Raw genomic sequence first — 26,152 nt, 5'->3', positions numbered from 1 at the left:
CGTTTTTGGGTCTGAGGCCACGACGCAAAAGCATCCGCCGGATTGTTCAGACCTTCCCTAGCACCCCAAGCAAGGTGGTTCCGGCGCGCACGCATGCGTGCTCTGGTGGATCTAGAACAGCGAAGGGGACCGGCATGTCTTTGCTGCCGTCTGGCGCTCCTTGTGGAAGCCCCGCTCGACCATGCAGCTTTCCATCTCGGGCCCGTGGCAATTGCAGGCGCGGGTGCACTCGCGCCGCGCCTCCTGCGGCGAGATCGAAGCGGTACTGCCAGGCGCCGCAACCCAGATCTCCTGCGCGCCGCCGCCCGAGCTGCCGTAGGCACAGCAACCGGCGAGTCCCGCCAACAGGCAGGCGAGGACGAAAGTGCGCATCAGCGTCCCACGGCGCCGGGCCGGATCCGCAGTGTGTCCAACACTCCGTTCCAAGCCGCGATCGCCGCCTCGTCCGATTCCAACGGCGCATCGATCACCTCACCGTCGTCGTCGCTCTTCGCCGTCGTACTCAACTGCAGCGACAGGAAGGGGCGCTCCAGGGAATTCGCTTCCCCCTGGTACTCCCACAGGAACTCGTACGACGTCTTGCCGGCTCCGTCGCCTCGCACCAGCAACTCCTGACCCCGCACAGATCCCACCTGCCGTGGTGCCGCCCGCATGGTATTCATGCGCGCGGCGACTTCCTCATATCCGGGCGGGATCGACGAGGCACGCTCGAGCAGTTCCCGATCCGGCTTTCCCTTCATGTACGACATGAAGGTGATGGTGACGCCCGGATACTCCCGCAGGGAAAATGTCGGCTGCGACTTTCTCCTTGTTGAGCTTGCTCCGCGCGATGAAGCCCGAGTCGATACAGAACCCGGGCGCTTCCGGGACCTCGCCTGGAGGCCGGTATCGCAGCGACCCCTGGAGCAGTTCCCGCTGGAATTGCGAGGCGGCGCTGCGTGCCTGCGCGGTCGCGTTGCCCTTGCCTTCCAGCCGGTAGAGCACGCCCCGCTGCGGAACATGGCTGAACATGTCGTACTGGTAGACACGCTGGCTGTTGCGTCCCTGCCAGGAGGCCAGCGAGACATTGTGGTCGTCGAAGGACTCACGCCCGACGAAGAGACTTCCATCGGTAGCGTGAGGCGACTGCTTCAACTCGACCTCCCTCGCGTGGACACGCGCACAGAAGCCTTCGTCGTCGACGCCGGAAAAGGTCTGCACGGCCGCATCGGCAAACGTGTACTTCGCCGTGACACTGGCCCCTCTCGGCAGATCGACGAGATATCGCCCCAGACAATGGGTGGCTTCTCCTGCGCTCATTCCTCGCTCCTCGGCGTATACATGCTGTCCGGCACCGGCGACTGCCGCCAGCCCGAACAGCAACATTGTTCCTGCTGTCACTAGTCGCACGCCCAGTCCGCCTTCTGTGCAATCTTGACGATTCCATAGAAGGTGGCCTACTGCGCACGCGCATCGTTGTAGCTTCCCCTGGCGGTCATAGCCCTTGGTGGGCTTTCCCTTCCTGTTCGTGCCCGCATGGGCCCCTGCGCCCTGATCGCCCTGGACGAAATTGCCGGCAACTGCCGTCAGACCGGGCGCACGCCCCGAGATGGCGGGAACGGTTTCGTCTCCAGGCGCATCGGGGCCGGCGATCTTCAACTCCACCGGCGCGCCGCCGAGATTGAGCGTGATCTTGCCCTTGCCGTTGTCCTTGGTGATCTGCGCACCGAGCGGATTGATGTTTGATGCGGGCAGATCACCGCCGGCCCAGTGAATGCTGCCCCACGCACGCATCCGAATGTCGTCGGCGTAGTGGACGTATACAGGTTCCGGGTAGTGCGTCGCGATGGCGGTATGGAAGTCGCGCACCTCCGCAACCCGCGGCGAGTTGGCCATGATGGCGGTCACTTCACCGGCGTTGCGGCCCAGCACGACTTTCGCCAACCCTTCGAAGTCCGAGCGGACCGAATCCGCCCTTAGAATCGCTTCTTCAACGAGCCCAGCACTTCTTCCCACAGGGCGATCGCAGATGCATCGTCCATCGTGGCACTCACTTCGTCATCCTCGCTTCCGGTCGACAGACTGACCAACACTTTCGGCGACTCCAGCGTAGGCTTGCGTGTGGCAGTCTCCGCATAGAATCCGTGCAGTCGCAGGCCGTGATTGACAAATGCACCAAGCCACTCCTCTCCTGCGTCACCAGCAAGCGCGCGGCCGCCGGCCCTCAGCTTTTCCGGGCGCACACCGATCCCCTCCAAGTTGGCTTCACCGCGTCGGATGAGTGCGGGCTCGTCAGCGTCTTGATGAAACGTATTGATATCAACCTGCAACGTTACGGCTACGTTGCCGATACGGCCCGAATAAGCGATGCCTGCTTCTTCATAGTCGTTCCCGAAATCGAACACCACACTACCCACGCAGAATCCGGGGGCAGCGTCTGCGTCCTCGCCCAGCGAACGCGTCGATGACAGCATCGACAACAGCCTGGATTGGATACTTTCCCTAGTATCAGGAGAATATGATGTCTCTCCGAGTACCACATGCGACCCGCCCACTAGCGTGTGAACTTCCATGCGGACAGCGTCTAACGAATCAGGACTCGCATAGGACTGGATAACCTCGACGCCGGGAGCGGTGCTCACGCGCGCAAGCAACATCGGCCCATCATTCGAGAAGTTAATCTTCTGTTTTAACTGAATCTCACGCCTAGAAACGGAAGATTCGAAATCTTCCGTACTCTCGACATCCTGTACGATCACATCAATTTTATTGAAATCCTCATCGTGACCGAAATAGAATGTGGCATCACCTGTGCTATCAAGTGAATTCTGCTGGCGCCGCAACCCGACAGGCACTTTCAACGTATACCTTCCGAGGCAGACGCCCCTTGTCTCGACAGCATGCTCATCCGCCATTTCAAGCTCCCCACCATTGCCACTGCAGCCCGCCAAAACCAGGCCGGTCATGAATAAAAATAAAATCAGGATAAACGATGTTTTCATGCCGCGAGGTTTGCTCTTGCGGCTATCTTCTGGATAGAAAACAAAGTTGCGAACTGAGCCTGCTCATTCTTATAGGAGGGCTCATGCTCAAACCCATTCATCCTGAACTGTTGCCGGATACTGCCGACAGAACGAGCAGTGAGAAGAGGCGCTCGCCCGGAGCTTGTAGGCACTGTACCGTCGCCCCCGCCATCCTGTTTGGCTGCGCTTATTTCCCAATAACTCGTTTCGTAGGTACTGGGCATACCACCCCCGTACATTCCACCGTAGTGCTGCACATACTCAGTTTTACCGCCGACATAGATCGGATTTGACCCGGTCTCTCTGACTGCATCGAACCCCATGTCACGGACCTGCTGCCCAGTAGGCCGGGGGTTATTGTCCGGCTGTAGACCCGCCACCATCTGCCACTGCACATGTTCGAAGCTGGGGACCTTCGAATCCGCACCGTAATAGACGTAGGTAGTGCTGTGGTATTGCCCCCGTATCTGCTGATGAAAGCTCCTTGCTGAATTGATGTTCAACGCGAATTCGTCCCATGACAATGGCCTTCCGCCCTGGGGACGCAACCATTCGGGCCGCACAAGGCCCCACCATCGATCACGTCGAAGATAAATTTCAGCATAGGGATCGGCGGCCGGGCGGGATTCAATTTCCGTGCCATCGGATTCCTTGATTTTCAGCCAACCGCGCTGATAGTCCGCAGAGGGAAGCAACTGCAATGCGCCCGGAGCCTGGGCAAAAACAGAAGTGACTTCACGCCCGTTACTGCCAATTACTAGGCCGGCAATAAAACTCTCGTCCCGCATACCGATCTTGCAGCGTCGGTAAGCCACAGCAGCCCCGGTCGCAGGCATTACGCCATGCACTATTCCCGCGATCTTCTCACTCATCCCCCCCATCATCGCGCAACGGCGAGCCACCAGCCCTCCCATGGAATGCGTGACCAGGATCACCTGACTGCATTTAAATCCATTGCGATTGTTGGCATTGATGACACCATCAATCCTGGCGCGCAATCGATCCGCTGCAACTGAGTTCGAATCAAGCCAGTTATAGCCACAGGCGTAAACGGGCATCCTGAACTTCGCCCTTGTAAGCAAGTCATCCGACAGGATTGATTCCGGAACAACGCGCTGGGGGCCAGTTCCTTCAACGTATTGAGAGGGATTGAACGCACGCATCTGCATCGGAATGCCAGGATGTAAAACCGGCTCAGGCCTGCGCTGTCCTGGCACCGGAGCAGCGCTGACCGCCGTATAGAAGAAATCCTGCCAGTTGGCCGGATTAATACTTTGGCCGTTGAGGCGTTCTTCAAGCCAGACCAGGAAATCATGGTAACTGCCTTCGGATATCTCGCCCCAGAATCGTTCATCAGTGTACTGTTCTTTCCTCGACACCGAGCCCTTTGGCCTACTAGGAACAGAGCCTCTCGGATCGACAGCTGTCCGAGCTGGATGCATCAGTCGTTGGCGCGCTGCAGGTCCGCTGAAAGTCATTCGTCTCGCAAGGCCGAGCGGCTGTCCAGCCGTCGTATCCAGCCTCCAGACCGTGTCCTTCTTGCTGTCGTTGCTCATGAGATTCGAGCCCATGATTCCCGGAACAAAGATCACGGGCAGGATTTTGTCCTGAACGACCAGATTCACCATGTCGCCCAAAGTGGTGTGCGATAGATTCCACGAGAAAGTCGGGTTACCAGAATTCCCAAGGACCGCGCCAGCGTTGCGCTCGCCGTGAGCATCTCCATCACCGCTGTTCATCCTGCCAGATCTCCATCGGTATGCTGCAGAATTTCAATCACGATGCGCTCCAGGCCCAATCCTTTCTGGACGGGTATCCGACCATTCTCACCCGTAACGCCATGAATGATCGCGCCATCGGCACGCGTCAGCTTGTAGGGCATATTGCGAATTAGGTCACCAGCGGGATCGCGCAGCTCGAAACCCTCGTTGAACTTCGTCTCCGGCCAGGCATTCATCTCGCGGCTGAGCTGGGTTGGCCCCACGAAGGACTTCTTCGCCGCGTGCACCTTGATCGTGCCGGGACAGGCGATGACGATGTTGCCGCCTTCGATCGTCAGGCTGGCGCCGCCTGCAGTGGCCAGGTGCAGGGTCTTGCCGGCTGCCATTTCCAGTTCGGCATTCGCGCTGACCAGTTGGAGTGCGTCCTTCGCCTGCAGCTTGATCTGGTCGTTCTGGGCCTGCAGGTCGAGCTCGCCTTCGCCAGTGACGAGGCTCAGGCTGGTGGCTTCCGTCTGCCCTTCAACTGCCGCGGCCAGCATGCCAATCGCCTGGCCGCTGTGGACACGCAGGTCGCCAGACACGGCCAGATGGCTGGCCTGCCCACTGGCCAGCGTCAGGGTTTCGCCGGCCGTCCAGGTCAGGCTCTGGCCGGCGATCAGGCCGATGCCCGCTGGTGCGGCCAGACCCAGTAATGCATCGCCGGTGTGCGGCACGCGATCTGCGCCTGCGGCTGCGCTGCGTTCGCTCGCGGCGCCGGTCGCTTCGCTCCAGTCGCTGCCGGGGACGGTGGTCTTTGCACTTGCCAGCAAGGCCTGCAGGGGCGACTGATCGTCGATCAACCGGGAATTGCGCGGCTGCCGGACGCCCTCGTGGCTGGCCAGCTTGACGGTCTGGTGGGTCGTCGCGGCCTTGGAAAACGTCTCGCCCAGCGTCGCCAGCTGCAACAGCAGGGCGCCCTGCGGCACCGCCTCGCCCGCCGGCTCCGCCGTGGTCCTGCCATAGGCGCTCAGCCACAGGCCCGATTCCGCCCGCACCGCACCCCACGCATCGGTCCGCAGCTCGAAGCCTTCGCCCCGGAAACTGCCACGGTAATTGTCGGCCTGGTGGATCAGATGGCCCAGGTTGAGCTGGCTGGCCGACTGGGTGGTCGACAGCTGCAGCCGCAGCTGTCCGTCGCTGTCGTCGAACACCAGCCGGTTGCATCCTGCGCCGCCCCACTCCTTCGACTGGATGCCCCACAGCGCAGCCGCATTGCGATGGGCCGCATCGCCTGTGCCCATACCGTGCCAGGCGGGGGCGTGACCGCCGGCCAGGTTGACCTGGGCGCTCGGCGCTTGGTCGTGGGCCTGGGCGTATCCGCTGGTGTCGTGTTCTGCGGTCCGGCCCGCGGGCGTTGCGGGCACACCGCCTTCGCCACGGCCGTTGTAGACCGCACCCACCACCAGGGGGCGGTCGATGTCGCCGTCGAGGAAGGCGACCAGCACTTCCTGGCCGATCCGCGGCAGGAACTGGCTGCCCACGCCGGGACCTGCATAGCGCTGCGCCACCCGCAGCCAGCAGCTGTCGCGATCGTCGGGCTGCGCGCCCTGTTGGAAATGGAACCGCACCCGGATGCGGCCCATGCGGTCGCTGTGGACTTCGTTTGCGCCCGACGCGGTGGTGGCGCCTTCCGCGCCGACCACGATCGCGGTCTGGTACCCCGGCGCCGTGGGGCGCGGGTTGAGGCGTACGCCGGTGTCGTCCTGCAGCACCGGGCGCCACGGGCGCGCGCGATCCACGGCCTCGAAGGTGTTGGCGTAGCCCACGGCCTTGGCGCGTTCGAACAGGGCCTGCGGCTCGCTCGGGTCGGCGTGCCCGGTCCCCAGATAAGTCTCGACGGCGCTGCGCAGGTCGACCGGCAGGTTGTTGATGCCGGCATGCCGGACCTGCGTGAGCAGCAGTTCCGGCGGCGCGTCCGCGCCGGCCTGCGCGGTGCCCGTCAGCGCGAACCACCGACCGGCCCGGAAGCTGCGCGCCGTGCCCTGCCCGATCCAGCTCGACTGCTGCGCTTCCCGCGCTTGCGCCAGCCGCACGGCGCACCGCGCGGCGTCCTCGTTGTCACGAAAGGCGGCAATCCCGACGGGATCGTAGGCGTCGAGCGGCAGTGCGCGCGGAGCGCCGCCGTCGAGCGGCAGCTGCGTGGAGATCGAACGCGCGGCCTGGTCGTCGTCACTGACCAGCGTGAGCCGCTGGGCGCCGATGCGGCGACGGCGCCCGATCGCCTGGATGCTGTCGCGCGCCTCGGTGGCATCACTGCGGTGGAAGCGCACCCCACCGCCGGCCGCACTGCCGGCATCCTGCGGCTGCGCACTGCTGTCGGAGAACAGCACCAGCACATGCCCGGCCGGTGCGTCCGCGTCTTCCTCCAGGCGCCAGCCGATGCCGTCCTCGGCCAGCAGGCGCGCGACGAAATCCGCATCCGATTCCCGATACTGCACGCAGTAGTCGCGTGGCCCCGACTGCGAGACCGCAGCAGCAAGCTCCTCGCTGTTGCGCCAGGCCGCCATCGGCGCGTAGTCGGCGAAGACCGTCTCGACGATCTCCAGGACCGTCCGCTCCTGGAACACGCGGCTGTGGCGTCCCTGCGTCAGCAGCCACGGCCAACCCGTCAGATGCAGTCGATAACGCGCCAGACCGCCGTCAGCGCCCATGCGCACCGACTGCCGGACGATGCCGCTGCGCACGGCATCGGCACCATCGGCGAGTCGTGTGAGCAACTGCGCAGATGCGCCGAGCCAGGAGTCGAACGGCAACGCCGCATCGGTCGACAGCAGATCAACCTGCCATTCGGTTTCGCCACCCAGCACCTCGACACCCTGCCAACGCTCGACCAGCAAGCCAGGCGGCGCGCCTTGCATGTTCAGACGATAAAGTCGGCTTGCGTCATCCATCGACAACAACGAGGTCAACGCTTCGCCAACACTGCCCATCGCACGCATATCGCATCTCCATCGCTTGCCCGAACAAGCGCGCCTGCCAGAATGGCGCAGCACCGTCAAAGCATCCTGAGCCCGAAGTTATCAAACCGGGCGCCCGAGAGGTATAGGGGCTTGTCGCATGCTATGTAGAATCCCACTGCTTACCCAACACAAGAGCACCGCCATGCTGGAACAGGAAGCCCTGCTGGCCCCGATCAACGGGAACGCCCCCTGCGGCGACGATATGTCCTTCTCAAGCGAGTTCGACGCGATCCAGAACGCGCGTCGCGCCGACGACCCGAGCCTCGACCAGGGCGAATGGGTCACCGATCTGAAGTCCGCCGACTGGGCAGGCGCGCTCGCGTCCTGCGAAAAGCTGCTTCGCGAGCGCACAAAGGACCTGCGACTGGCGGGGTGGTACGCCGAGGCCCGTGCCCAACTGCATGGGTTCGCGGGACTGGCGGCCGGATACCGGCTGGCCACAGCCCTTTGCGACCGTTACTGGGACAATCTTCACCCGCTACCGCAGGATGGTGACCAGGAGGATCGCATCGGCAACCTCACCTGGCTGGTGGGCAACTCGCAGCAATGGCTGCGCACGCTGCCGATCATTCAGGGGCCGCAGGGGCGGTTCGGGCTTGCCGATATCGAGGCAGCGCATCTGCGGAGCGATGGCGACGCCGGCAACATGGACGCGATCGAAGCCGCGCGTCACGACACCCCACATGCGTTTTATGTCGGGCTGATCTCGCAGCTACCGGAATGTTCTGCTGCACTGGAAGACCTGCAACGATCGGTGGATGCGCGCCTTGGAATCGACGGCCCCAACTTCAGTCACTTGCGCGATCAGCTGGACACACTCGACAGGACGGTACGACGCTTCGCACGCGATGCCGGCGTACTCACCGACGCCGAAGCGCCGCCGGCGCCCGATGCTGATGATGATGCCTCCATCGCCCAGGTCGCCCAGGGCGCCGTGTCCGGTCCGATCGGTTCGCGCCGGCAGGCGATCGCACAACTGCGCGAAGTCGCCGAATTCTTCCGTCGAACCGAGCCCCATAGTCCGGTGGCCTATCTGGCGGACAAGGCCGCACGTTGGGGCGAGATGCCGCTTCACGTCTGGCTCAAGCGCGTGATCAAGGACGATTCGATCCTTGCCCAGATGGAGGAAATGCTGGACATCGAAGCGCGCGGTGGCAACGGCTGACACAAACCGACGACCGGCCCTCGCCGGTCGTCGCCATCCTGGGACTGTCCATGGCGCCGCCAGGCAGCACTAACGCCGACCGTCGACCAGCCGCCGTCAAAGCAATCGGAACTGGATCCTGCGATTGCGTGCGCGTCCTTCCTCGGTCTCGTTGTCGGAGATCGGCTCGTCCGGCCCCTTGCCGAGTACGCTGATGCGCTGTGCATCGATTCCCCGCCGCGCGAGATACGCGCGCACGGCTTCCGCACGCCCATGGCTCAACGCGAGATTTCCCTCGCGGTTGCCAATATTGTCGGTATGACCGATGACCTCGACCCGTACGTCGCCAAGCTCTTCGAGCTTGCGTGCCATTTCGTCGAGAATGCTCGCCCCCAGTGGCGTCAGTGTCGCGCTGCCGCTGCGGAACTCGATGATGCGCTCACCCAGTGTCTCGTCGAGGACGTTCTGCGCAGAGCCGCCTGTCTGCAGCCCGCTGGTGACCGTATAGGAAGTATTGCTGGCCATGCTCAGCTCGCTGAGGACCTGCTGGCGCTGCGCCTCGTTGACTACATCGCCGCTGATCCGAACCGCCTGTCCGTTGACCTCGAGCTTGCCGCCGCTAACGCGGGTCAAGCCCGGCGTGAGCATGTTGCCCACGTATGTGCCCCAGTTCGGCGGCGTCGGGATAGATTCGACCCGGATGCGATCGACCACGCGTGCATCGCCGTACAGGCCGCGCAGCTTCTCGAGTATCTGGCCTTTCGTGGCCTGATCCGGCACAACGCCTTCGGCAATCACCGGCGCCGCCTCGGCTGGCCGGCCGGCGTCCTGCGCCTGCGCCTGCAATCCAACGAAGAGCAGCGACGCCACTATCCAGATCCTGCTGACCATCACACCGCTCCCAGAAACGTTTCGCGGAACACCTTTCGTGCCGTACTCAGCGATAGATCCTCACGATCGAGGTAACTCGCCAATCGGTTGAGTGCATAGTCGGACGCGAGCTGCTCCTCGACCCACGCGGCGTCGTGCATGCGAATCAGATATGCGTCAGCGACCTGCGGATCGAACGCGGCCAGCAATGTCTGATCGTCCGCACCGTTGAAGCCGACGATCAGCGAGGGGCGCGGCGTGTCGCGGATCAGGACCGCCAGCTCGAAGTCTCCCCGCGCCAGAAACGCCGCGATCAGATCCAGCCAGAATGCCGCTGTCAGGGGGCGGTGCAGTGGATCCCGGGGCAAGGGCAGTTCGAGCCCCTTGTCCACCGACACACCGCCACCCACAAGGATGGGCTGGAGCAGCAGACCGAGCGCAGGCAATACCTGACGCAGCGCGGTGCCGGGTTGATCCGCGTCGCGCAACGCCTCCTGCAGGTTGCCGACTGTCTGCAGTTCGAGGAAGTCGTCGAATGCCGGCGCATGCGCCGCCGGGTCCACATCGATCTCGACCCGGGCATCGGCCAGCCCGCGTAACGCCTCGGCCGCATCCTCGGCAGCGACCACGTCACGCGACGCGCGCGCCAGTCCCGCCCACGGCCGGGAGAGGGCCAGCGCACTGCGGCCGATGAAGCCGAGCGGATCGACGACTTCCAGCTTCACTGCGGACAGGAACGGAAACCGGCGTTGCGACTGGTCACGGCTGGGCAGAAACAGGCCGCCGATCACCGTACGGCTCCGCGACCCCAGGAAGGCATAGCGGATCTCGCCACTGCTGTCGTAGAGCCGCTTCCAGTCCGGATGGCGTACGAGCAGTTCGATCGTGTGCGCCGCCCAGCGATCGACCAGCGCCATCAGTTGATGGCTGTCCGTACTGCGGACGAAATCGCCGCGCGAGGGCACCTTGCCGAAGTAACCAACGGGGACCGACAATCTCTGGCTCATGCGCCGCCCTCCTCCTCCGTCGTCGCAGCCGGCGAGACGGTTGGTGCCTCTGCGCTTCCCGCAACCTTGGCCGGCAGCTGGAGTCCCCGCTGCCAGTCATTGCCACCGCCGCTGGCGCCCGGCCGGCGGATGATGCGCATCGCGACCGTGACCGTGACACCTTCCCGGGTCCAGGTCAGCAGGCTGCCATCGGCCTGATTCTGGACCTGAGCTTCGGCCATCATCCTGGCGAAACCGTTTCCGCCGGGCATGTCGAAGACTTCGACATTACGCCCATCGCTGCTGACAGCTGTCAGCTTCGCGCCCGGCACGCTGCCCGGATTGGGCCATTGCAGCGTGGTCCAGGTCGGCGGCGTGTTGCGATACCGCAGCGTCTGTCCATCGATCTCGATCGTGTATTCGACCGCGCCGATGGCCGGCGATGGCTGGATCGCGAAGATCGTGGCTTCCTGTCCACCGGCGCCACCCGCCTGCCCACTCACCCAATCCCCATAGCCGCTGATCAGCTCGGGCGACAAGGTGATGCCGTAGCCTGCCCAGCGCCTGGGCTCGAGCAGATTGCCACGCTGCAGGACCAAACTGCCGAGCGCTTCCTTGTTGAACGCGGCGATGGCCCCCGACGCGCCGAAGATCGCCGCGACATCCGCGGGTGACGCATCGACATCCGCACCGCTCTGGAACGGGAACTGACGGCCGATGCCCGTGCGGAACGGCTCGTAGACCTGGGCCTCCCACGCACGGTTGATCTCGGCCTCGGTAGGCGGCACCAAAGCGGCGAAAGTCTGCGTCAGCGGGTAGAGCAACAAGGGGCGCAGCGCGTTTCGTTGCGCTTCGTCGAGACCGGTCAGCATTTGCTCCTCCACCAGGGTCAGCGCGGCCTTCAGTTCGGAGCCCTCGTTGCCGAGCGTGTCCTGCATCAGCCGGCGTGCGCCGGGGCCGCTGTCGCCTTCGTTGCTGATGCCGTTGAGACGAGTGCGCAGGCTTCCGAGCGTTTCGAAATAACTGTCGATCAACGCACCGCCGCCCTCGCGTGGCGCGACGAGTCGAGCGATGCCCTCGAACGCTTTGCCGATTGGCCCCATGGGGCGAGGCGCCTGACGGCCTGTCTCCGGATCGATCTCCACCGGAATCGACGTTGGATTTCGACGCATGATCACGCGCTGGAACCAGGCGACGAAACCACGGCGCATCTCGCCTGACAATGCATGTTCGGCGCGCGGGTTGTCCCACACCGTCTGTGCGTTGATCGCCTCGAGCAATGCACGCAGCGGTGAATTGCGCGGATCTCCGAGGCTGTTCATTCGACTGACCGCCTGCTCGAAATCGGTGAAGCCGGCGACGCTGACACCCTGCAGGAACTTCTGCCACTCCTGCGCGTACTCCTGCTTGTAGAGCGTCTCCATCTGTCGAGCGATGTGCTCGGGGCTGCCGGACAGGCTCAGATCGCTCTGCTGCGTGCTGTCGAGTACCCAGTCCGTCGTGCTGAGCTGCGTGTTCGAGGCTTCCCGTATCGCGGACTGGACGTAGTCTTCCCATGCCTTGCGGGAAAACGCGCCGGAGATCGCATAACTGCCGGCGATCGCATCCTTGTTGCGCTCGTCGCCGATCAGCGTGTTGACCGTGATCGTGGGGAAACGGGTTGCTGCCCGCGCCTTGATCATCGCGAAGACTCGCTCGATCGCAGGCTGCCCCTTCATGACACGGTTCAGTGCCGTGCGTGTGTCATCGACAAGCGAGACGCTGGGCTCGATTTGGGGCCACGTCGGCGTGTCGGCATGAGCGACGTAGAACGTCATCAGCTTCTCGGCTGCGCGCGCCATCTCTTCGCGACTCATCTGGCCGCGGTTCGCGTCGAGCCAACCCCGCCAGAACCTTGTCAACTGGTCGCTGAGGTGGGCAGGCTCGATCTCGCCACGCTTGGCCAGCATCAGGTAGGCCTTGAGCGCGTTGTAGACGTCGTTGCTGTCCGTAGGCGATGCATCCTGATACAGCGACGCGGAGTTGTCTGCGTCGTTGTCCCCATTGGTGACCGGTGCATCCAACTCCGCGGCCTGCGTGACGGCTTGGCGCAGGTAGGCCTCCATCCGATCCCCGGTCGGCACCAGCATTACCTGCCGCATGCCGTTGAAGTACTCCTGCAGCATTTTCTGTTCGATGACTTGGCCCTGGTACAGACCCAAGCGCGTGGTCACGCTGTTTTGCCGCCGATGACGCGCAAGTTGCTCAATCCTGTCCTGCAGCAGCAGCAATGCATCGATACGCGATTTCAGGTCGACGCGACCTTCCTGCAGACGCACCGCCTGGGCCAGGTCGCGGTTGGCGTTCTCTACCAGTTGCCGATTGTCGGTGTAGGACCAAGTCCAGGCGCCGAGCATCAATGCGAGCAGCGCGGTCGCACCGAAGAACACGCCATAGCGCATCCGGTTGCGATGGGGGCTGGAGTACTGCTGCACGAGTTCCTTGTCGGCGAAGATGACCTTGCGGAACAAATCCCTCAGGAAGTGTGCGGAATTGCCGCTGGGGCTGCGATCTACCGCCTCGCCTCCCTGCAGGCGGAACTCGCGGCCGATGCGCTCGGAGGCGTAGTGGACGGAATCGCCTTCCTGCAAGGCGCTGGTGAAATAGAACCCGCGGAAGACCGGCTTGAACTGGTATGGATTGTCCTCGAACAGCGTCGCGATGAAGGTCCGTAGCGCAGGCTTGATGCCGACGAACTCCAGCGGCAGTGTCAGCAGGCCAGGATCGATGCCACGCCCGCGCAGCATCGCCATCTGGGTCAGACTCAATTCCTGCAGGCCATCTGCCAGCTCGTCGAAATGGCGATCGAATGCGGCCAGCGCGTCGGGCGCGCTGGCCGGGTCGAACGGCAGCGTTGCGCCCCAGACGCCTTCGCGTTCGGCTGGGTCCATGCTCTTGAAGAATTCGGTGAAGCCGGCGATCAGGTCGGCCTTGGTAAACACGACGTAGACGGGCGCGATCACCTCAAGCCTTTCGGTGACTTCCTGCACGCGCTGCCGCAGGTTCTTGGCGAGTTCGATCGCAAATTCGGGTTTGCTGCCGGACAGTTCCGCGATGCTTGCGGCGATGAGTACGCCGTTGACCGGAGCGCGGGCACGATGTTTCTTGAGCAGGTCGAGGAAGGTGAGCCACTCGAGCCGGTCCTCGACGCTGACCGCGTAACGACCGGCGGTATCGAGCAGGATGCCCTCAGTCGTGAAGTACCAGTCGCAGTTGCGAGTCCCGCCGACCCCTTGGATGACATTCGCGCCGCTGTCCTCGAACGGGAACTGCAGGCCCGAGTTGAGGATTGCCGAACTCTTTCCTGCCGCCGGATTCCCGATGATCACGTACCACGGCAGTTCATACAGTGCAGCGGTGCCCTTCATCATCCCGATGCGCGACGACTTGATGGACTTCACTGCCGTCAGCATCCGGTCCCGCAGAATCTCGGTATCGGCGCGTACTGCAGGGCGCGCATCTCTGACGGCGCGATCCGCCTCTCCCTCGACCATCGCATCGAGTTTCCCCGCCTTCCTGCGGGCAGACAGCCGGCGGATCACCCAGACCACGCCCAACACCAGCAGCAGGACGACAGCGATCCCGAGCAGCCAAACGCCCGCCTGCCGGAGCCCTTCGGTACCGAAATACATGAAGAGGCCCGCGCCGATGACGCCAATGGCCAGAATGACCCGGTAATCGGAGAGGTAATAGCGGAGTCTACTGAGCATCGTTGCAATGACTTCCAGATCAGGTTGACGACGACATGGTGTCGGCGACAGAAACGGCGGAATGGGCAGGACTGAGAACGCAGGCGCGAAGACGTTCCCCGCCCATGGAAAAAGCAAGCAACGGTGCTTGTGCAGCCGCCACGGCGCCGGCGCCGACCGCAAGGAGCGCGAGCGGCATCACGATGCCGATCTCGCCTGACAACGCGGCGAGCGCCCGATAGCGCAGCCCTATATCAAGATCGGGACAGGCTTCCGACGTCGCAGCCACGACTTGTACCGAACGACGCCGGTGCTGGTCTGCGTCGCTGATGACCCACGCAACTGCATCGGGCGAGATGGCGGCGATGTCCAGCGCTTGCGACATCAGAGAGGCGCGGTCGCGGGTGGCCTCTCGCATCGACAGCTCGCCGCTGGCCTGGCCTCGGCAGATCCGGTGCAGCGCGACAGTGGGCACGCCGACGTCCTGACTCCCGGGTGCGATCCAGATACCGCATGCTCCCTCTCCAGGCACCATGCCTTCCGGGCGCTGGCTGCGCAGCAGTTCGCCTGACGCGTCGAGACGCGCAATACCACGTGCGTCCACAAGAGAGTCGCAGGCCAGAAGCAGGCGCCAGACCCGGTCACCTTCGCTGCCCTCACCGGCGCCGGCCAGAGCCTCTATGAAACGCCAACTGTCGTCGGCGACTCGGACCCCATGCACATCAATGCGCAACTGCCGCGCATCGATTCCCATTTCCTTCGCGCGTGCGAGCAACCAGTCTCCGGCCGATGCACGGAACGACTCGTGCCAGCTCGAAGGCAGCAGCAGCGATACCTGAAGAAGATCCGGAGCGGCCGACGTCACGCGACGCTGCAGGCCGGCATTGACCGTCCCGACGGCCTGGGGAATCGGCGGCATTGTGGCGACAATGTCGACCAGCAGTGCGTCTGCAACGGGCTCGAGCAGCGCGAGCGCGCGCAGGAAAGCGTCGTCGGATGCAAGGCGACGGCCCGCCCCGTCCTCCTGCTGCCCTAGAGCGTCCTCGATACTGCCGGTATCGAGGTCCTGCACGAATGCTGCGAACACGGGCAAGCCCTCGCGGTCGCGAAATCGGGGATGCAGGCCGGGTCGGGGAGCATTCTCGGCGAGCGCATCCATCGCATCGCTCGCCATCGGAAGTCGCAGCGCTGCACCCATAACGTGGACAACGCGGTCTTCTTTCGTCGCGTGATCCTCCGCAGCCGGCGCGGTCGATGCGACCTCTTGACGCGACGCGGTGTCCTGCTTGCGCTTCCTGCGCCGCCAGCGGGCCACCAGCAGAAGTCCTGCCAGCACTGCGGGCACAAATCCCAGCCAGAGCAGCATCGTGGCTCCTTCGGGCAGTACACCGCGAACGCGCCAGTACGCGATCACGGCGATCCACACCACTGCGAAAACCGCGAGTACCAGCAGAGGAATGCGTAATGCCTTCACTTCGCGCGCTCGGCTCGCAGGTCAGTCAACGGTGGAACTTTGGCTGGACAACAAGGTTGCTCCGCATGCCGTGCGATCGCCATGGCGGGCCACGGCCCTACCGTCGACCATGAGGGTGGGGTCACCGGTCGCGATCGTGGTCGCGCCGTGCTTGCTGCAGGTCACGGGATCCCCGACGCGCGCCACCGGCTTGCCGGCAACATCCGTAGTGGGCGTGCCTCCGACCACGGTGCCACCGTGATCAATCGAGTCGCCAAGCACAATCAACGGTCGAGACATCAGCTTCTGGTCCTTGAAGTGAATCAGTCCATCCATGGCCCCGGATCGATCCGTGATCGACACCCGATCCACTGTTGCAGTCGCAGAAGATAGCAGGACGCACCCTTTTTTTTCACCCCTCCCTGGCCAGACGCTCGCGGCGCGCCTGGCGGCAGGCGCCGGTGTTCTCGACATGGACGTAATCCTTGAGGCTGCGCCAGTTCCCACCCCACGTCAGGCCGGCCTGTTCGGCCAGATCGCCATAAAGAAAATATGCGCGGCGTGTCCAAGGGTCGTTCATGTCCCACTGGAGCTTTCCGTCCCGCATCGGGGCCGCGTCGATCGCCAGGCCGTACTGATGGCAACTCTGCCAGGCGCCCGCCCGTGTCGCGCGCCCCTCCCGCATCAGCTGAGCCTGACGCTCCGGACTCCGATACCCTTCGACGAGTACGAGCTGGATGTCGTACTCGCGTCGTAGGACCTCGAAAATCACCAGCACGCGCTGCTGGAGATCCGCATCGATCTGGTCCCATTTTCGATCGGCCTTGACGATCTCCGGCTTGAGCCGCCGGATCTCCTCGGTCAGAAACACCTCGGGTGGAGGTGCGGGAGGTGGCTGCAGCCGCTCGCCACGTAAAAGTTCCGCGACCAGGGTGCGCGATTCGACCTGATCGTGGCTCAGAAAGCTATCGAACGTCACGGTTTTCCGCATGGCAAGAATCGTGATCACCGGGAGCGTGATCAGAAGCACCGCACCTACGAGCGCGTAGCGGTGCCGATGAACACCTCCCAGGGTGCGAGCGCTGGCGTCGCGGGCGATCCGACCCGACGCATCCGCGTGCTGCGCCACAGCGCCGCCCGTGCGGAGGACCGAACGTTTCGCGGATCGCACCATGCTGCTGAGCAGTCCAGCCACCTGCCTACCGAGTGCCGGAAACAACAGCAGCCAGCCGATGGCGCAAAAGAGCAGGAACAGCAGCCAGATCAGCACCATGGACGTACCTGCATTCCGGAGATTGACCCGGATGAACTCGGAACTAGAATGCGGTAACGGACTGGATGCGGCCCGCGCCGCGCAAGAGCTGGAATGCACTTGAACAATGACGGTTTCAAACGCCCAAGCCTCATCTCGGCGACAACGCGTCCGCCAGCGCCTGCTGGCGGACGCATCCTGTCCGATGTCGAACAATCGCCAAAAACCAGGGCGGCGAAGCCGCGTGCCGCTCTGGCGAGCCCCTCACGCACACGCAGATTGTGGCGACTGTCCTGCGTCGGCGTCATCCTTGTCCTCCTCGCCTTGGGTGTCTGGCTCATTCTAAAGCCTGCCTCCCACGATTCTTTTCGGGAGGCGGGGACTCCTCTGGCCCCGGAACCTGCGTCCGCGCCCGCCGACACTATGATGGCGCCCGGCGGCGCGATGATCGTCATGGATACCGATGCATCCCCAGTGACGAACCCCTTGTCCCGAATCGGCGAATCCGCGCCGGGCGTGGCAAGCGACACGTCGGCTCCACTGCAGAATGCATTGCCGGCCGATGCCGGCACAGAATCGCAGAACGGGACTGCGTCCGTACGACGCCCTGCTTCGTCCGTCCCCGCGCGCCGCGCCGCCAGTTCTCGCGGCCGCGAAGATGATCTGATGGCAACACTGATGAAGATCATCGGCGACGGCGACGCCTCTCCGAAAAGCGCTAGCCCCGAATCGATGGACGCGCTGATCGGTGACATCCTCGCAAGCAGCGAACGTGCAGATCAGGACACCCGCGATGCCTTGGCTGCTATCGGCGGGGAACGGCCGGTCTCACGTCGCGAGGCCTCGCGTGCGAAGCAGGCGCAGCAGGAACTGGCCACATGTCCGGCGGTCAACACGATTGAGGGCCTTCGCTGCCGGGACCGGATCTGCTCTCGCTACGCTGGCGAGCATCCCTTCTGTCCCTCGCGCTGATCCAGACCGCCACGCGGCTAAGGAGGGGCTGAATAACTGCCGTCATCCCCGCGAAGGCGGGGATCCAGTGACTTCAAGCCTTTGAAAACCAAAGACGCTGGATTCCCGCCTTCGCGGGAATGACGGCAAAAAGCGGAATTGTTCAGACCTTCCCTAAGAAGCGGCGGCTGCCCACGCGGCCGACGTCAGTGCCTACCGATAACTGAAACGTCTCAGGAGGAAGGCGGGGCTGGCTTGGCCAGCAGCGCTTCCATGCCCCGGGGCAGAAGTCTACGCCGCGCTCCCCTGTTGTCGAACTGCGACACCGCAGCACAGGTCCCGGCGCAGGAAACCATGCCGCCCCGATCCCGCACTCGCTATATGACTGCGGAAAGATCAGTCCCAGCGGGGGCTATCGCGGCCTTCGAGGTGTACCGCCTAAGCTGCACGCCCCACTACCGCCTCCCCGATTCCTGACGCTGCCGACCGGCACGAACGTCCCACATCAGTTGGGCGACTCTCAGTGCGACTCAGGATCGCCTTTCTCCTCGATGCCGCAACCCGTCCCCACCTCTGATCACGCGTCGGCCGTCGTGCCGGTCGATATCTCCACCCCGCCCCAGGGCTTCGCGATCCGCGTCGTCGGCGCCGCGGCGTTTGCGCATCTGCTCAACGATCTGATCCAGGCGATGCTGCCGGCGATCTTCCCGATGCTCAAGGCCGACTTCGACCTGAGCTTCGGACAGATCGGTGTGATTGCGCTTGTCTACCAGATCACCGCGTCGCTGCTGCAGCCGTGGATCGGGCTCTATACCGACAAGCGTCCCCTGCCCTGGATGTTGCCGGCCGGCATGGCGGTGACGTTCATCGGCATTGGTGTGCTGGCGATGGCGCACAGCTACGCGATGCTGCTCGTCGCCGCGGCGATTGTCGGCGTGGGGTCGGCGACGTTCCATCCGGAAGCCTCGCGGGTGGCGCGGATGGGTTCGGGTGGGCGTTTCGGCACTGCGCAATCGACGTTCCAGGTCGGCGGCAATACCGGCTCGGCGATCGGGCCGTTGCTGGCCGCAGCGATCGTGATTCCGCACGGCCAGTCGGCCATCGCGTGGTTTCTGCTGGTCGCCGCGCTCGCCGTGTTCGTGCTGCTGCGGCTGACGAAATGGACGGTGCAGCATGGACAGGCGCGCCTGAGCCGGCTGGCGGTCACCCGCGGCACGGGCCTGTCCCGCGGCAAGATCGTGCAGGCGATGACCGTGGTGTCGGTCCTGATGTTCGCGAAGTTCGTCTATATCGCGTCGTTCACCAACTACTTCACCTTCTATCTGATCCAGCGCTTCGGCGTGAGCGTGCAGCAGAGCCAGGTGGTTCTGTTCCTGTTCCTGGGCGCGATCGCGCTCGGCACATTCGCCGGGGGCCCGATCGGCGATCGCATCGGCCGCAAGGCGGTGATCTGGATCTCCTTCCTCGGTGTCGCGCCGTTCGCGCTCGCCCTGCCCCACGTCGGTCTGGCGATGACTGCGATCCTCGCGGTGATCATCGGTCTGGTGATGTCGTCGGCATTCGCGGCGCTGGTGGTCTACGCGCAGGAAGCGGTGCCCGGACGCGTGGGCATGGTCTCGGGCGTGATGTTCGGCCTGATGTTCGGTATCGGCGGGATCGGCGCGGCAGCACTGGGCCAGCTGGCCGACGCGCGCGGCATCGTCTGGGTCTATCAGGTCACGGCATTCCTGCCGCTGCTGGGACTGGCGACCGCCCTGCTTCCCCAAACCACCCGCCGTGCTGCCTGAGCTGCCCGTCCGATGCGTCAGCTTTCGCATCGGGTAGCCGGCGTTCCGGCAACATCAAAAAGTTGCGGATAGCCTCCGTCCCCTCCACGCCGGTTGAAACGCAGGCCGAACCAGCGGACGTCAGACAAGGCTCTGCCGCGATCACGTAATCGTGGCCGGTCCGCAGACCGCCGTCCTCGGCGATGCGCAGATGCGCTTCCATGCGCAGCGTATCGACGTGTGTATGCAGCGCGGCAGCGAGCTGGCGATCCGCCACGCGTTCGAGCACGCGTATGCACATATCGAGCTGGCCATCGACGAAACGCGTGCCGAACCGGATCGGCACTTGCTCGGCATGCAGGACGCGGAAGCCCGCGCGCTCGATCTGGCGCAGCGTCCAGTCCAATGGAAATTCGCGATATGGCCGATCGCCGGCCAACAGCAGGCAGGCGTCGCGCAAGCGGCCGATGCGCGTGACCAGACTGCCGGCTGCGTCGAGCGTATCGGGAAGCTGCGGCACATAAGGCGCGAGGCCGACGACGTACAGCCGGCCGTCCGCCGCGACCAGTTCGCGCAGGCGCGCGAACAGCTGGTCCTGCCAGTAAGGTGCGAAGCCTTCGATCGCGCCGAGCAGATAGTCGGCAAGCACGGTGTCGTAGCGCTCGCCCAGAAGCAGCGCAGGGTCGAGCCAGTTGCCGACGACCAGACGGTCGGCTTGGCGGCTGCGCGTACCGATTTCGGTGTCCGTCCGGCGCGCCATTGACGCCGAGCCGGTGACCGCGGTCCAGCGTTCGGTGGGCAGTGACAGCAGCCAGCGCATCGAATTGCGGCCGGTCCCGGCGTCGAGCATGGCGCCCCAGGGACGATCGCCCTGGAGTTCGGCGATCCGGTGATACAGCGACATCGAGATCCTGATAGCTGACGCGAAAGACGGCCGCGAAAGTTACAACATAACAATTACGGAGCCAATCGCGGATGCGGCTTCAATGGAAATCCCGCGATGGCAACTGCATGCCACCGAGCATGCCGCTGAGATCCTCGAGATCACCGGCAATCAGGTGCGCGACGCCATCGACGCGTTCCCAGCGACCGCGCACCGCGAGAAGGCGTGACTCGAGCAACGCACGACGCCGCCGCAACGCGAGGTGCGGCCAGACGATCACGTTGATCATTCCCGTCTCGTCTTCCAGCGTGACGAAGATCGTGCCCTTGGCCGTCGCCGGGCGTTGCCGCTGGGTCACCAGGCCCGCGACATGCACGCCGCTGCCGTGCCGGCGCTGCTGCAGATCGCGCAGGCCGATGATCCGGCGCCCGGCCATCTGCGCGCGCAGCAAGGCCATGGGGTGCTGGCCGAGCGTCAGACCGGTGCTGCGGTAGTCCGACAGGATTTCCTCGCCCGCACGCGGCATCGGCAGTTCGACCACGTCTTCGTCAGGACTGCCCGGCAGCAGCGGCCGTTGCCGCTCGATGCCCGAGACCGCCCAACGCGCCGCGTTGCGATGCCCGGCCAGCGAGGCCAGCGCACCGGATTCGGCGAGCACGCTGCGCGCCTTCTCGTCGAGACCGGCGCGCAGGCACAGGTCCTGGACGCTGGCGAACGGGCGGCGCGCGCGTGCGGCGACGATCGCGTCGGCCATGGTGTCCGACAAGCCGGCGACCAGACGCAGGCCGAGCCGGATGTCCGGCTGCGTGCCGGGATCGGCGTCGCTGCGCCACGGACGTCCGCCCACCAGCGTGCAATCGCGATCGCTGACCATCACGTCGACCGGCAGCACCTCCACCGCCGCGCGATGCGGACTGCCGCGACGCGCGTCCTGCACGATCTGGCTCGGCGAATAGAAGCCCATCGGCTGCGCATTGAGCAGGCCGCAGGCGAAGGCAGCCGGCTCATGCCGCTTGAGCCAGCAGCTGGCGTAGACCAGCTTCGCGAAGGAGGCAGCGTGACTTTGCGGAAACCCGTAGGAACCGAATCCCTTGATCTGGTCGAAGATCTGGTCGATGAATTCCGACGCGTAGCCCTTGGCTTCCATGAGTCCGCGGATACGCAGCCGATGCGGCTCCATGTCGCCGCCGCGACGCCAGGCCGCCATCGAACGGCGCAGGCCATCGGCCTCGTCGGCGTCGTAGCCGGCGTGGATGACCAGCTCCATGACCTGCTCCTGGAACAGCGGAACGCCGAGCGTCGGCCCGAGGATTTCGCGCACGCCCTCGGACGGATACGTCACCAGCTCGTGCCCCTGCCGACGTCGCAGATACGGATGCACCATGTCGCCCTGGATCGGACCGGGTCGCACGATCGCGACTTCGACCACAAGGTCGTAGAACTCTTTCGGCTTGAGCCGCGGCAGCATCGCCATCTGCGCGCGGGATTCGATCTGGAACACGCCGACGGTGTCGGCGATCTGGATCATCTCGTAGGTCTGTGCATCCTCGCGCGGCAGGGTCGCGATCTCGAAATCACGTCCGCGCTGGCCGCGCACCAGATCCAGCGCCTTGCGGATGCAGGTCAGCATGCCGAGCGCAAGACAATCCACCTTCAACAGCTGCATGGTTTCCAGATCGTCCTTGTCCCACTGGATGATCGTGCGGTTGTCCATCGCCGCGTTCTCGACGGGCACCAGATGCGACAGCGGTTCGTTCGAGATCACGAAACCGCCCACGTGTTGCGACAGATGCCGCGGGTGATCGCGCAGCATTTCGGTGATGACGAGGATCTTGCCGATCAGCGGATTGTCGAGATCGAACCCGGCTTCGCTGATGCGCTGTTCCATCGGCGCCTCGCCGTTGCCCCAGCCGTAGCAATTGGCGAGCAATGCGATCTGGTCCGGCGGCAGACCGAAGGCCTTGGCGACATCGCGCACCGCGCTCTTGCCGCGATAGGCGATGACCGTCGCCGCCAGTGCGGCGCGTTCGCGGCCGTATTTGGCATAGACGTACTGGATGACTTCTTCGCGGCGTTCATGCTCGAAGTCGACGTCGATGTCGGGTGGCTCGTTGCGGTTCTCCGACAGGAAGCGCGCCATCAGCAGGCGCGTGTCGTCCGGATTCACCGCGGTGATGGCGAGCGCATAGCAGACCGCGGAATTCGCAGAGGAGCCGCGGCCCTGGCACAGGATGCCCTCGCCTCTGGCGAAGCGGACGATGTCGGCGACCGTCAGGAAAAAAGCTTCGTATTTCAGCTTAGCGATCAGTGCGAGCTCGAAATCGATCAGCTCGCGGACCTTGGGGGTCGGCCCGCCCGGCCAGCGCACGCGAATCCCCTCTTCCGTCAGATGACGCAACCACGTCGTCGGCGTGTGGCCCTCGGGCACCAGCTCGACCGGATAGTCGTAATGCAGTTCGCGCATGCCGAAGCTGCAGCGCGCCGCGAGATCGACGGCGGCCTGCATCAGGTCGGCGCCGTAGATGTTGCCGAGCGCGCGCCGCGAACGCAGATGCCGTTCGCCATTGCGGAACAGATGTGCGCCGCAATCGGCGATCGGTGTGGTGTGGCGGATCGCGGTCAGCGTGTCCTGCAGGATGCGTTCGCGCCGCGTCGCCATGTGCACGTCGCCACTGGCGACGGCAGGGATGCCGAGCGTGCGCGACAGCGCCAGCAACGTGGCCAGGCGCTCGGCATCGTCACATTCGCGATGCAGTTCCACGGCCAGATGCGTCCGTTCGGGAAACACGTCGCGCAGCCAGGCGCCCTGCCCCGTGTCGGGCGTCGCACCCGGCAGCCATACGGCGAACACGCCGGGTGTTGTCCCACGGAACTCGGCTTCGACATCCGCGCGCGAGAGCCGGTACTGGCCCTTGGTGCCGGCGCGACGGCCACGGGTGATCAGGGCACACAGCTGCGCGTAACCCGCGCGGGTTTCGACCAGCAGCACGAAACGCGTGTCGTCGAGCAGCCGGAACTCGCTGCCGACGATCAGCTTGAGTCCGGTTTCCTCCGACGCCTCGAGCCCGCGCACGATGCCGGCGAGCGAGCATTCGTCGGTGATCGCGAGCGCGCTGTAGCCGCAGTGCACGGCGCGCGCGAACAGCTGCTCCGCGCTGGATGCGCCGCGCAGGAACGAGAAATCCGACAGGCAGTGCAGTTCGGCATACGCGGGCAGATCGTCGCGGGTGTCATGGGCGACGTCGTCGTTCGCGGCCGCGCGCAGGCGCCCGGCGACGCGCAGCGCGCGCGGCACATGGCTGCCCGGCGTATCGCGGTCGACGCCGTCGATCGCATCGTCCCAGCTCATGCGAACCAGCCGTGCAGCATCCAGCCCTCGAAACGGCCCGGGGGCACGAAGGCCCAGCCGCGCTGGCCCTCGCGGGTTTCGACCACGTAGTAATCGCGGCGCGCATCGGCGTCGTCCCACCAGCCACTTTCGAGACGCTCCGGCCCGGACACGATGCGCAGGCCAGCGTCGTGCAGCGGTACCGGTTGCGGCAGCAGCCAGGCCGGACGCGGCGGGCGCGCAGGCGCATCCGTAATCGCGCCGCCACCATCGCCGATGCGGCGCGCCCATGCGCGCTCCGGACGTGGATCGCCGGCCGGTGTCACCCGATAGACCGCATCGTCGCCAAGCCGCGCCCGCAGGCGCTCCCGCAGATGCGGCCAGTCGAGCGCCTGCTGCGGCCGCGTATCGAACAGATCGCGCGCGGCCGGCACGAACGGCGGCAGTTCGCGTGCGAGCAGGCGCATCGCAACGACCGGCCTGGCGATTTCGGTGCGTTCGAGCCGGTTGCGCGCGAGTTCGAACAGCATCGTCGACGTGCGCTCGGGCGCGAGCAGGCCGACCTCGACATCGGTACTGCCTGCTTCGTGTTCCAGCCCGATCACGAAACGTTGCACACCGCCATCGCGGGCAGAGAGATACGTGCAGAGGTCGTTGATCAGCCGCCGCAACGGAAACAGCAGCGGCGGATGCGCTTCCACTTCGTAACCGAGCTCGACGCGCATGTCGAACCGGTCGGGCGGCGTGTAGCAGGCGATCGGATCGTCGCTTTCGCCATACAGCCTGCGCACGTGCGCCAGCACATCTGCGCCGAACCGGCGTTGCACACCCGCGCCCGGCAGTTCACGCAAGGCGCCGAGCGTGCGCACACCCATGCGGTAGAGGCGTTCGCCGGCATCTTCAGGCAATGCGGCGCGGCGCACCGGCGTGCGGTCCAACAGCGCCGACAGTTCCGCCGGGCCGGTCACCGCGAAGCCATCGCGCAAGCCGACCAGCACGCGCGCGGCGGTCGGCGACGGCGCCAGCGCGATGCGATGCGCGAATCCCAGCGCCGACAGTTCTTCGCGCAGCGTGCGTTCGAACTGCGACCACGGCCCGAACAGGCGGAAGCTCGCCTGCACTTCCAGCACGATCGCGCGCGACCACTGCTGGCTCACCAGCGAACTGTGCCGATACGCCCAGGCCGCGAGAAACCGGTGCGCGGTCGATTCCGCCAGTGGATCGTGCGGTTGCGTGCGCACGTCGGCCAAGAGCGCATGCGCGGCCGACAGACGCATGCCGGCCTTCAGTCCGTGTGCGCCTGCCGCGTCGTTGACGCTGTGCAGCTTGCGCAGCTGCGCGGGCCCTTCGACCAGCGCGAACGGTGCGTCGGGATCGGGCAGACGGCGGAGAACGGCGTCGAGCGCCAGTTGCGGCAGGAGAAGACAGGCCCAGAGCATCGCAGGATCATTCAGCTCGCCAATCGCAGCGGTTGCGACGGCACCTGCCCGCCACGGCATTTGCGCACCTGCCAGGCCTGCACCTCGGGCAGATATTCCAGCCGCAATGCCGCCGGCGAGGCATTCGCCGCGTGGCGCCGGTCGCGCAGCGCGAAGGCGTGGCAATCGCCGCTGTCTGCGGCGACCTGGAGACGCCGCATCAACCGCGCATCACCGGTGTCCGGCCAGCCCAGCACCGCGGCGCAGGCACCGCTGCGCAGGCATTGCTCGAACGCCCACAGTGCATCGCCGGGCGATGCCTCGACGACATCCAATGCATCCAGGCGCACGCCCGCCGCCTGCCACGCCGGTGCGTACGGAATGCAGGGCGGCGCAACCAGCACCACGCGGCCACCAGCGGCGGTGATGCGCGACAGCGCCGGAAACAGCAACGAGATTTCGCCGACGCCATCGGCCGGCAGCAGCAGTTCAGTCAATGCGCGCGGCGGCCAGCCGCCGCCCGGCAACGCGGCATCAAGCGCGGCATGCCCGGTCGGCTGGCCGATGTCGGCGCAGCGCGTGCCGCGTCCGGCCGACCACACCGTGCGCGCGGCGAGCAATGCATCCAGCGATTGCAGTGCAGGCGCCATC

The 26,152-nt window shown here is 64.9% G+C and carries 19 protein-coding genes; 3 read left to right on the top strand and 16 right to left on the bottom strand.

The window, feature by feature from the left end; genetic code table 11:
- Nucleotides 1-111: 111 nt before the first annotated feature.
- The 6 genes from J2W68_RS06690 to J2W68_RS06665 are packed head-to-tail and all read right to left on the bottom strand — an operon-like array spanning nt 112 to nt 7,620.
- Nucleotides 112-372: a hypothetical protein gene (locus J2W68_RS06690; RefSeq protein WP_310233835.1), complete on the bottom strand. Its 261-nt coding sequence runs from the start codon at nt 370-372 to the stop codon at nt 112-114.
- Entirely contained in the window at nt 372-782 is a 411-nt protein-coding gene (locus J2W68_RS06685) for a T6SS immunity protein Tli4 family protein (protein WP_430539681.1), read from the bottom strand. The genes J2W68_RS06690 and J2W68_RS06685 overlap by 1 nt, the downstream gene beginning before the upstream one ends.
- The gene (locus J2W68_RS06680) at nt 679-1,923 is read right to left on the bottom strand and encodes a hypothetical protein (protein ID WP_310233833.1); all 1,245 of its coding nucleotides are present in this window, start codon (nt 1,921-1,923) and stop codon (nt 679-681) included. Before J2W68_RS06680 ends, J2W68_RS06685 begins: the two co-directional genes overlap by 104 nt.
- A 32-nt stretch (nt 1,924-1,955) precedes the next feature.
- Nucleotides 1,956-2,981 carry a T6SS immunity protein Tli4 family protein gene (locus J2W68_RS06675; protein ID WP_310233832.1) on the bottom strand — a complete coding sequence of 342 codons (1,026 nt, stop codon included), beginning with the start codon at nt 2,979-2,981 and terminating at the stop codon, nt 1,956-1,958.
- Nucleotides 2,978-4,741: an esterase/lipase family protein gene (locus J2W68_RS06670; RefSeq protein WP_310233831.1), complete on the bottom strand. Its 1,764-nt coding sequence runs from the start codon at nt 4,739-4,741 to the stop codon at nt 2,978-2,980. The genes J2W68_RS06675 and J2W68_RS06670 overlap by 4 nt, the downstream gene beginning before the upstream one ends.
- The gene (locus J2W68_RS06665; RefSeq protein ID WP_310233830.1) at nt 4,738-7,620 is read right to left on the bottom strand and encodes a type VI secretion system Vgr family protein; all 2,883 of its coding nucleotides are present in this window, start codon (nt 7,618-7,620) and stop codon (nt 4,738-4,740) included. Before J2W68_RS06665 ends, J2W68_RS06670 begins: the two co-directional genes overlap by 4 nt.
- Nucleotides 7,621-7,864: 244 nt before the next feature.
- Between J2W68_RS06665 and tssA the strand changes: the two genes are divergently transcribed.
- A complete protein-coding gene (gene tssA, locus J2W68_RS06660) occupies nt 7,865-8,887 on the top strand; it encodes a type VI secretion system protein TssA (protein WP_310233828.1) in 1,023 nt (340 codons plus the stop codon).
- A gap of 96 nt (nt 8,888-8,983) precedes the next feature.
- Here the strand turns inward: tssA and J2W68_RS06655 are convergent, their stop codons facing one another.
- The 6 genes from J2W68_RS06655 to J2W68_RS06630 all read right to left on the bottom strand — a co-directional run bounded on the left by J2W68_RS06655 (nt 8,984) and on the right by J2W68_RS06630 (nt 17,176).
- Nucleotides 8,984-9,757: an OmpA family protein gene (locus tag J2W68_RS06655; protein WP_310233826.1), complete on the bottom strand. Its 774-nt coding sequence runs from the start codon at nt 9,755-9,757 to the stop codon at nt 8,984-8,986.
- Nucleotides 9,757-10,743, bottom strand: a complete 987-nt coding sequence (gene tagF / locus J2W68_RS06650) for a type VI secretion system-associated protein TagF (RefSeq protein WP_310233824.1) — start codon at nt 10,741-10,743, stop codon at nt 9,757-9,759. Before tagF ends, J2W68_RS06655 begins: the two co-directional genes overlap by 1 nt.
- Nucleotides 10,740-14,471 (bottom strand): type VI secretion system membrane subunit TssM, encoded by a 3,732-nt coding sequence (tssM, locus tag J2W68_RS06645; RefSeq protein ID WP_310233912.1) that lies wholly within the window; start codon nt 14,469-14,471, stop codon nt 10,740-10,742. Before tssM ends, tagF begins: the two co-directional genes overlap by 4 nt.
- Nucleotides 14,472-14,490: 19 nt before the next feature.
- Nucleotides 14,491-15,924: a hypothetical protein gene (locus J2W68_RS06640; RefSeq protein ID WP_310233822.1), complete on the bottom strand. Its 1,434-nt coding sequence runs from the start codon at nt 15,922-15,924 to the stop codon at nt 14,491-14,493.
- Between the two features lie 21 nt (nt 15,925-15,945).
- Entirely contained in the window at nt 15,946-16,239 is a 294-nt protein-coding gene (locus tag J2W68_RS06635; protein WP_310233820.1) for a PAAR domain-containing protein, read from the bottom strand.
- 76 nt (nt 16,240-16,315) lie between these two features.
- Nucleotides 16,316-17,176: a M15 family metallopeptidase gene (locus J2W68_RS06630; RefSeq protein WP_310233818.1), complete on the bottom strand. Its 861-nt coding sequence runs from the start codon at nt 17,174-17,176 to the stop codon at nt 16,316-16,318.
- Nucleotides 17,177-17,578: 402 nt separating this feature from the next.
- On the opposite strand from J2W68_RS06630, the gene J2W68_RS06625 reads away from it, so the two are divergent.
- Nucleotides 17,579-18,127, top strand: coding sequence for a hypothetical protein (locus J2W68_RS06625; RefSeq protein ID WP_310233817.1), 549 nt, complete (start codon nt 17,579-17,581; stop codon nt 18,125-18,127).
- A gap of 530 nt (nt 18,128-18,657) precedes the next feature.
- Entirely contained in the window at nt 18,658-19,893 is a 1,236-nt protein-coding gene (locus J2W68_RS06620; protein ID WP_310233815.1) for an MFS transporter, read from the top strand.
- Here J2W68_RS06620 and J2W68_RS06615 read toward each other — a convergent pair.
- The 4 genes from J2W68_RS06615 to imuA all read right to left on the bottom strand — a co-directional run bounded on the left by J2W68_RS06615 (nt 19,823) and on the right by imuA (nt 26,151).
- Nucleotides 19,823-20,776: a class I SAM-dependent methyltransferase gene (locus tag J2W68_RS06615; RefSeq protein WP_310233813.1), complete on the bottom strand. Its 954-nt coding sequence runs from the start codon at nt 20,774-20,776 to the stop codon at nt 19,823-19,825. The genes J2W68_RS06620 and J2W68_RS06615 overlap by 71 nt on opposite strands.
- A 79-nt stretch (nt 20,777-20,855) precedes the next feature.
- Nucleotides 20,856-24,104, bottom strand: a complete 3,249-nt coding sequence (locus J2W68_RS06610) for an error-prone DNA polymerase (protein ID WP_310233812.1) — start codon at nt 24,102-24,104, stop codon at nt 20,856-20,858.
- Nucleotides 24,101-25,522, bottom strand: coding sequence for a Y-family DNA polymerase (locus J2W68_RS06605; protein ID WP_310233811.1), 1,422 nt, complete (start codon nt 25,520-25,522; stop codon nt 24,101-24,103). Before J2W68_RS06605 ends, J2W68_RS06610 begins: the two co-directional genes overlap by 4 nt.
- A gap of 11 nt (nt 25,523-25,533) precedes the next feature.
- Nucleotides 25,534-26,151, bottom strand: coding sequence for a translesion DNA synthesis-associated protein ImuA (imuA, locus tag J2W68_RS06600; protein WP_310149601.1), 618 nt, complete (start codon nt 26,149-26,151; stop codon nt 25,534-25,536).
- Between the last annotated feature and the right edge of the window lies 1 nt (nt 26,152).

It is taken from the genome of Luteimonas terrae (genome assembly GCF_031457535.1).
GTDB lineage: Bacteria > Pseudomonadota > Gammaproteobacteria > Xanthomonadales > Xanthomonadaceae > Luteimonas > Luteimonas terrae_A.
This window is presented reverse-complemented; position numbering and strand designations above follow the sequence as displayed.

Excerpts from the sequence above, each read along its gene's own strand:
- J2W68_RS06690 (WP_310233835.1), bottom strand. The coding sequence starts at position 372 with ATGCGCACTTTCGTCCTCGCCTGCCTGTTGGCGGGACTCGCCGGTTGC.
- J2W68_RS06675 (WP_310233832.1), bottom strand. The coding sequence starts at position 2,981 with ATGAAAACATCGTTTATCCTGATTTTATTTTTATTCATGACCGGCCTG.
- J2W68_RS06670 (WP_310233831.1), bottom strand. The coding sequence starts at position 4,741 with ATGAACAGCGGTGATGGAGATGCTCACGGCGAGCGCAACGCTGGCGCG.
- J2W68_RS06665 (WP_310233830.1), bottom strand. The coding sequence starts at position 7,620 with ATGCAAGGCGCGCCGCCTGGCTTGCTGGTCGAGCGTTGGCAGGGTGTC.
- tssA (WP_310233828.1), top strand. The coding sequence starts at position 7,865 with ATGCTGGAACAGGAAGCCCTGCTGGCCCCGATCAACGGGAACGCCCCC.
- J2W68_RS06655 (WP_310233826.1), bottom strand. The coding sequence starts at position 9,757 with ATGGTCAGCAGGATCTGGATAGTGGCGTCGCTGCTCTTCGTTGGATTG.
- tagF (WP_310233824.1), bottom strand. The coding sequence starts at position 10,743 with ATGAGCCAGAGATTGTCGGTCCCCGTTGGTTACTTCGGCAAGGTGCCC.
- tssM (WP_310233912.1), bottom strand. The coding sequence starts at position 14,471 with ATGCTCAGTAGACTCCGCTATTACCTCTCCGATTACCGGGTCATTCTG.
- J2W68_RS06635 (WP_310233820.1), bottom strand. The coding sequence starts at position 16,239 with ATGGATGGACTGATTCACTTCAAGGACCAGAAGCTGATGTCTCGACCG.
- J2W68_RS06630 (WP_310233818.1), bottom strand. The coding sequence starts at position 17,176 with ATGGTGCTGATCTGGCTGCTGTTCCTGCTCTTTTGCGCCATCGGCTGG.
- J2W68_RS06625 (WP_310233817.1), top strand. The coding sequence starts at position 17,579 with ATGATGGCGCCCGGCGGCGCGATGATCGTCATGGATACCGATGCATCC.
- J2W68_RS06620 (WP_310233815.1), top strand. The coding sequence starts at position 18,658 with ATGCCGCAACCCGTCCCCACCTCTGATCACGCGTCGGCCGTCGTGCCG.
- J2W68_RS06615 (WP_310233813.1), bottom strand. The coding sequence starts at position 20,776 with ATGTCGCTGTATCACCGGATCGCCGAACTCCAGGGCGATCGTCCCTGG.
- J2W68_RS06610 (WP_310233812.1), bottom strand. The coding sequence starts at position 24,104 with ATGAGCTGGGACGATGCGATCGACGGCGTCGACCGCGATACGCCGGGC.
- J2W68_RS06605 (WP_310233811.1), bottom strand. The coding sequence starts at position 25,522 with ATGCTCTGGGCCTGTCTTCTCCTGCCGCAACTGGCGCTCGACGCCGTT.
- imuA (WP_310149601.1), bottom strand. The coding sequence starts at position 26,151 with ATGGCGCCTGCACTGCAATCGCTGGATGCATTGCTCGCCGCGCGCACG.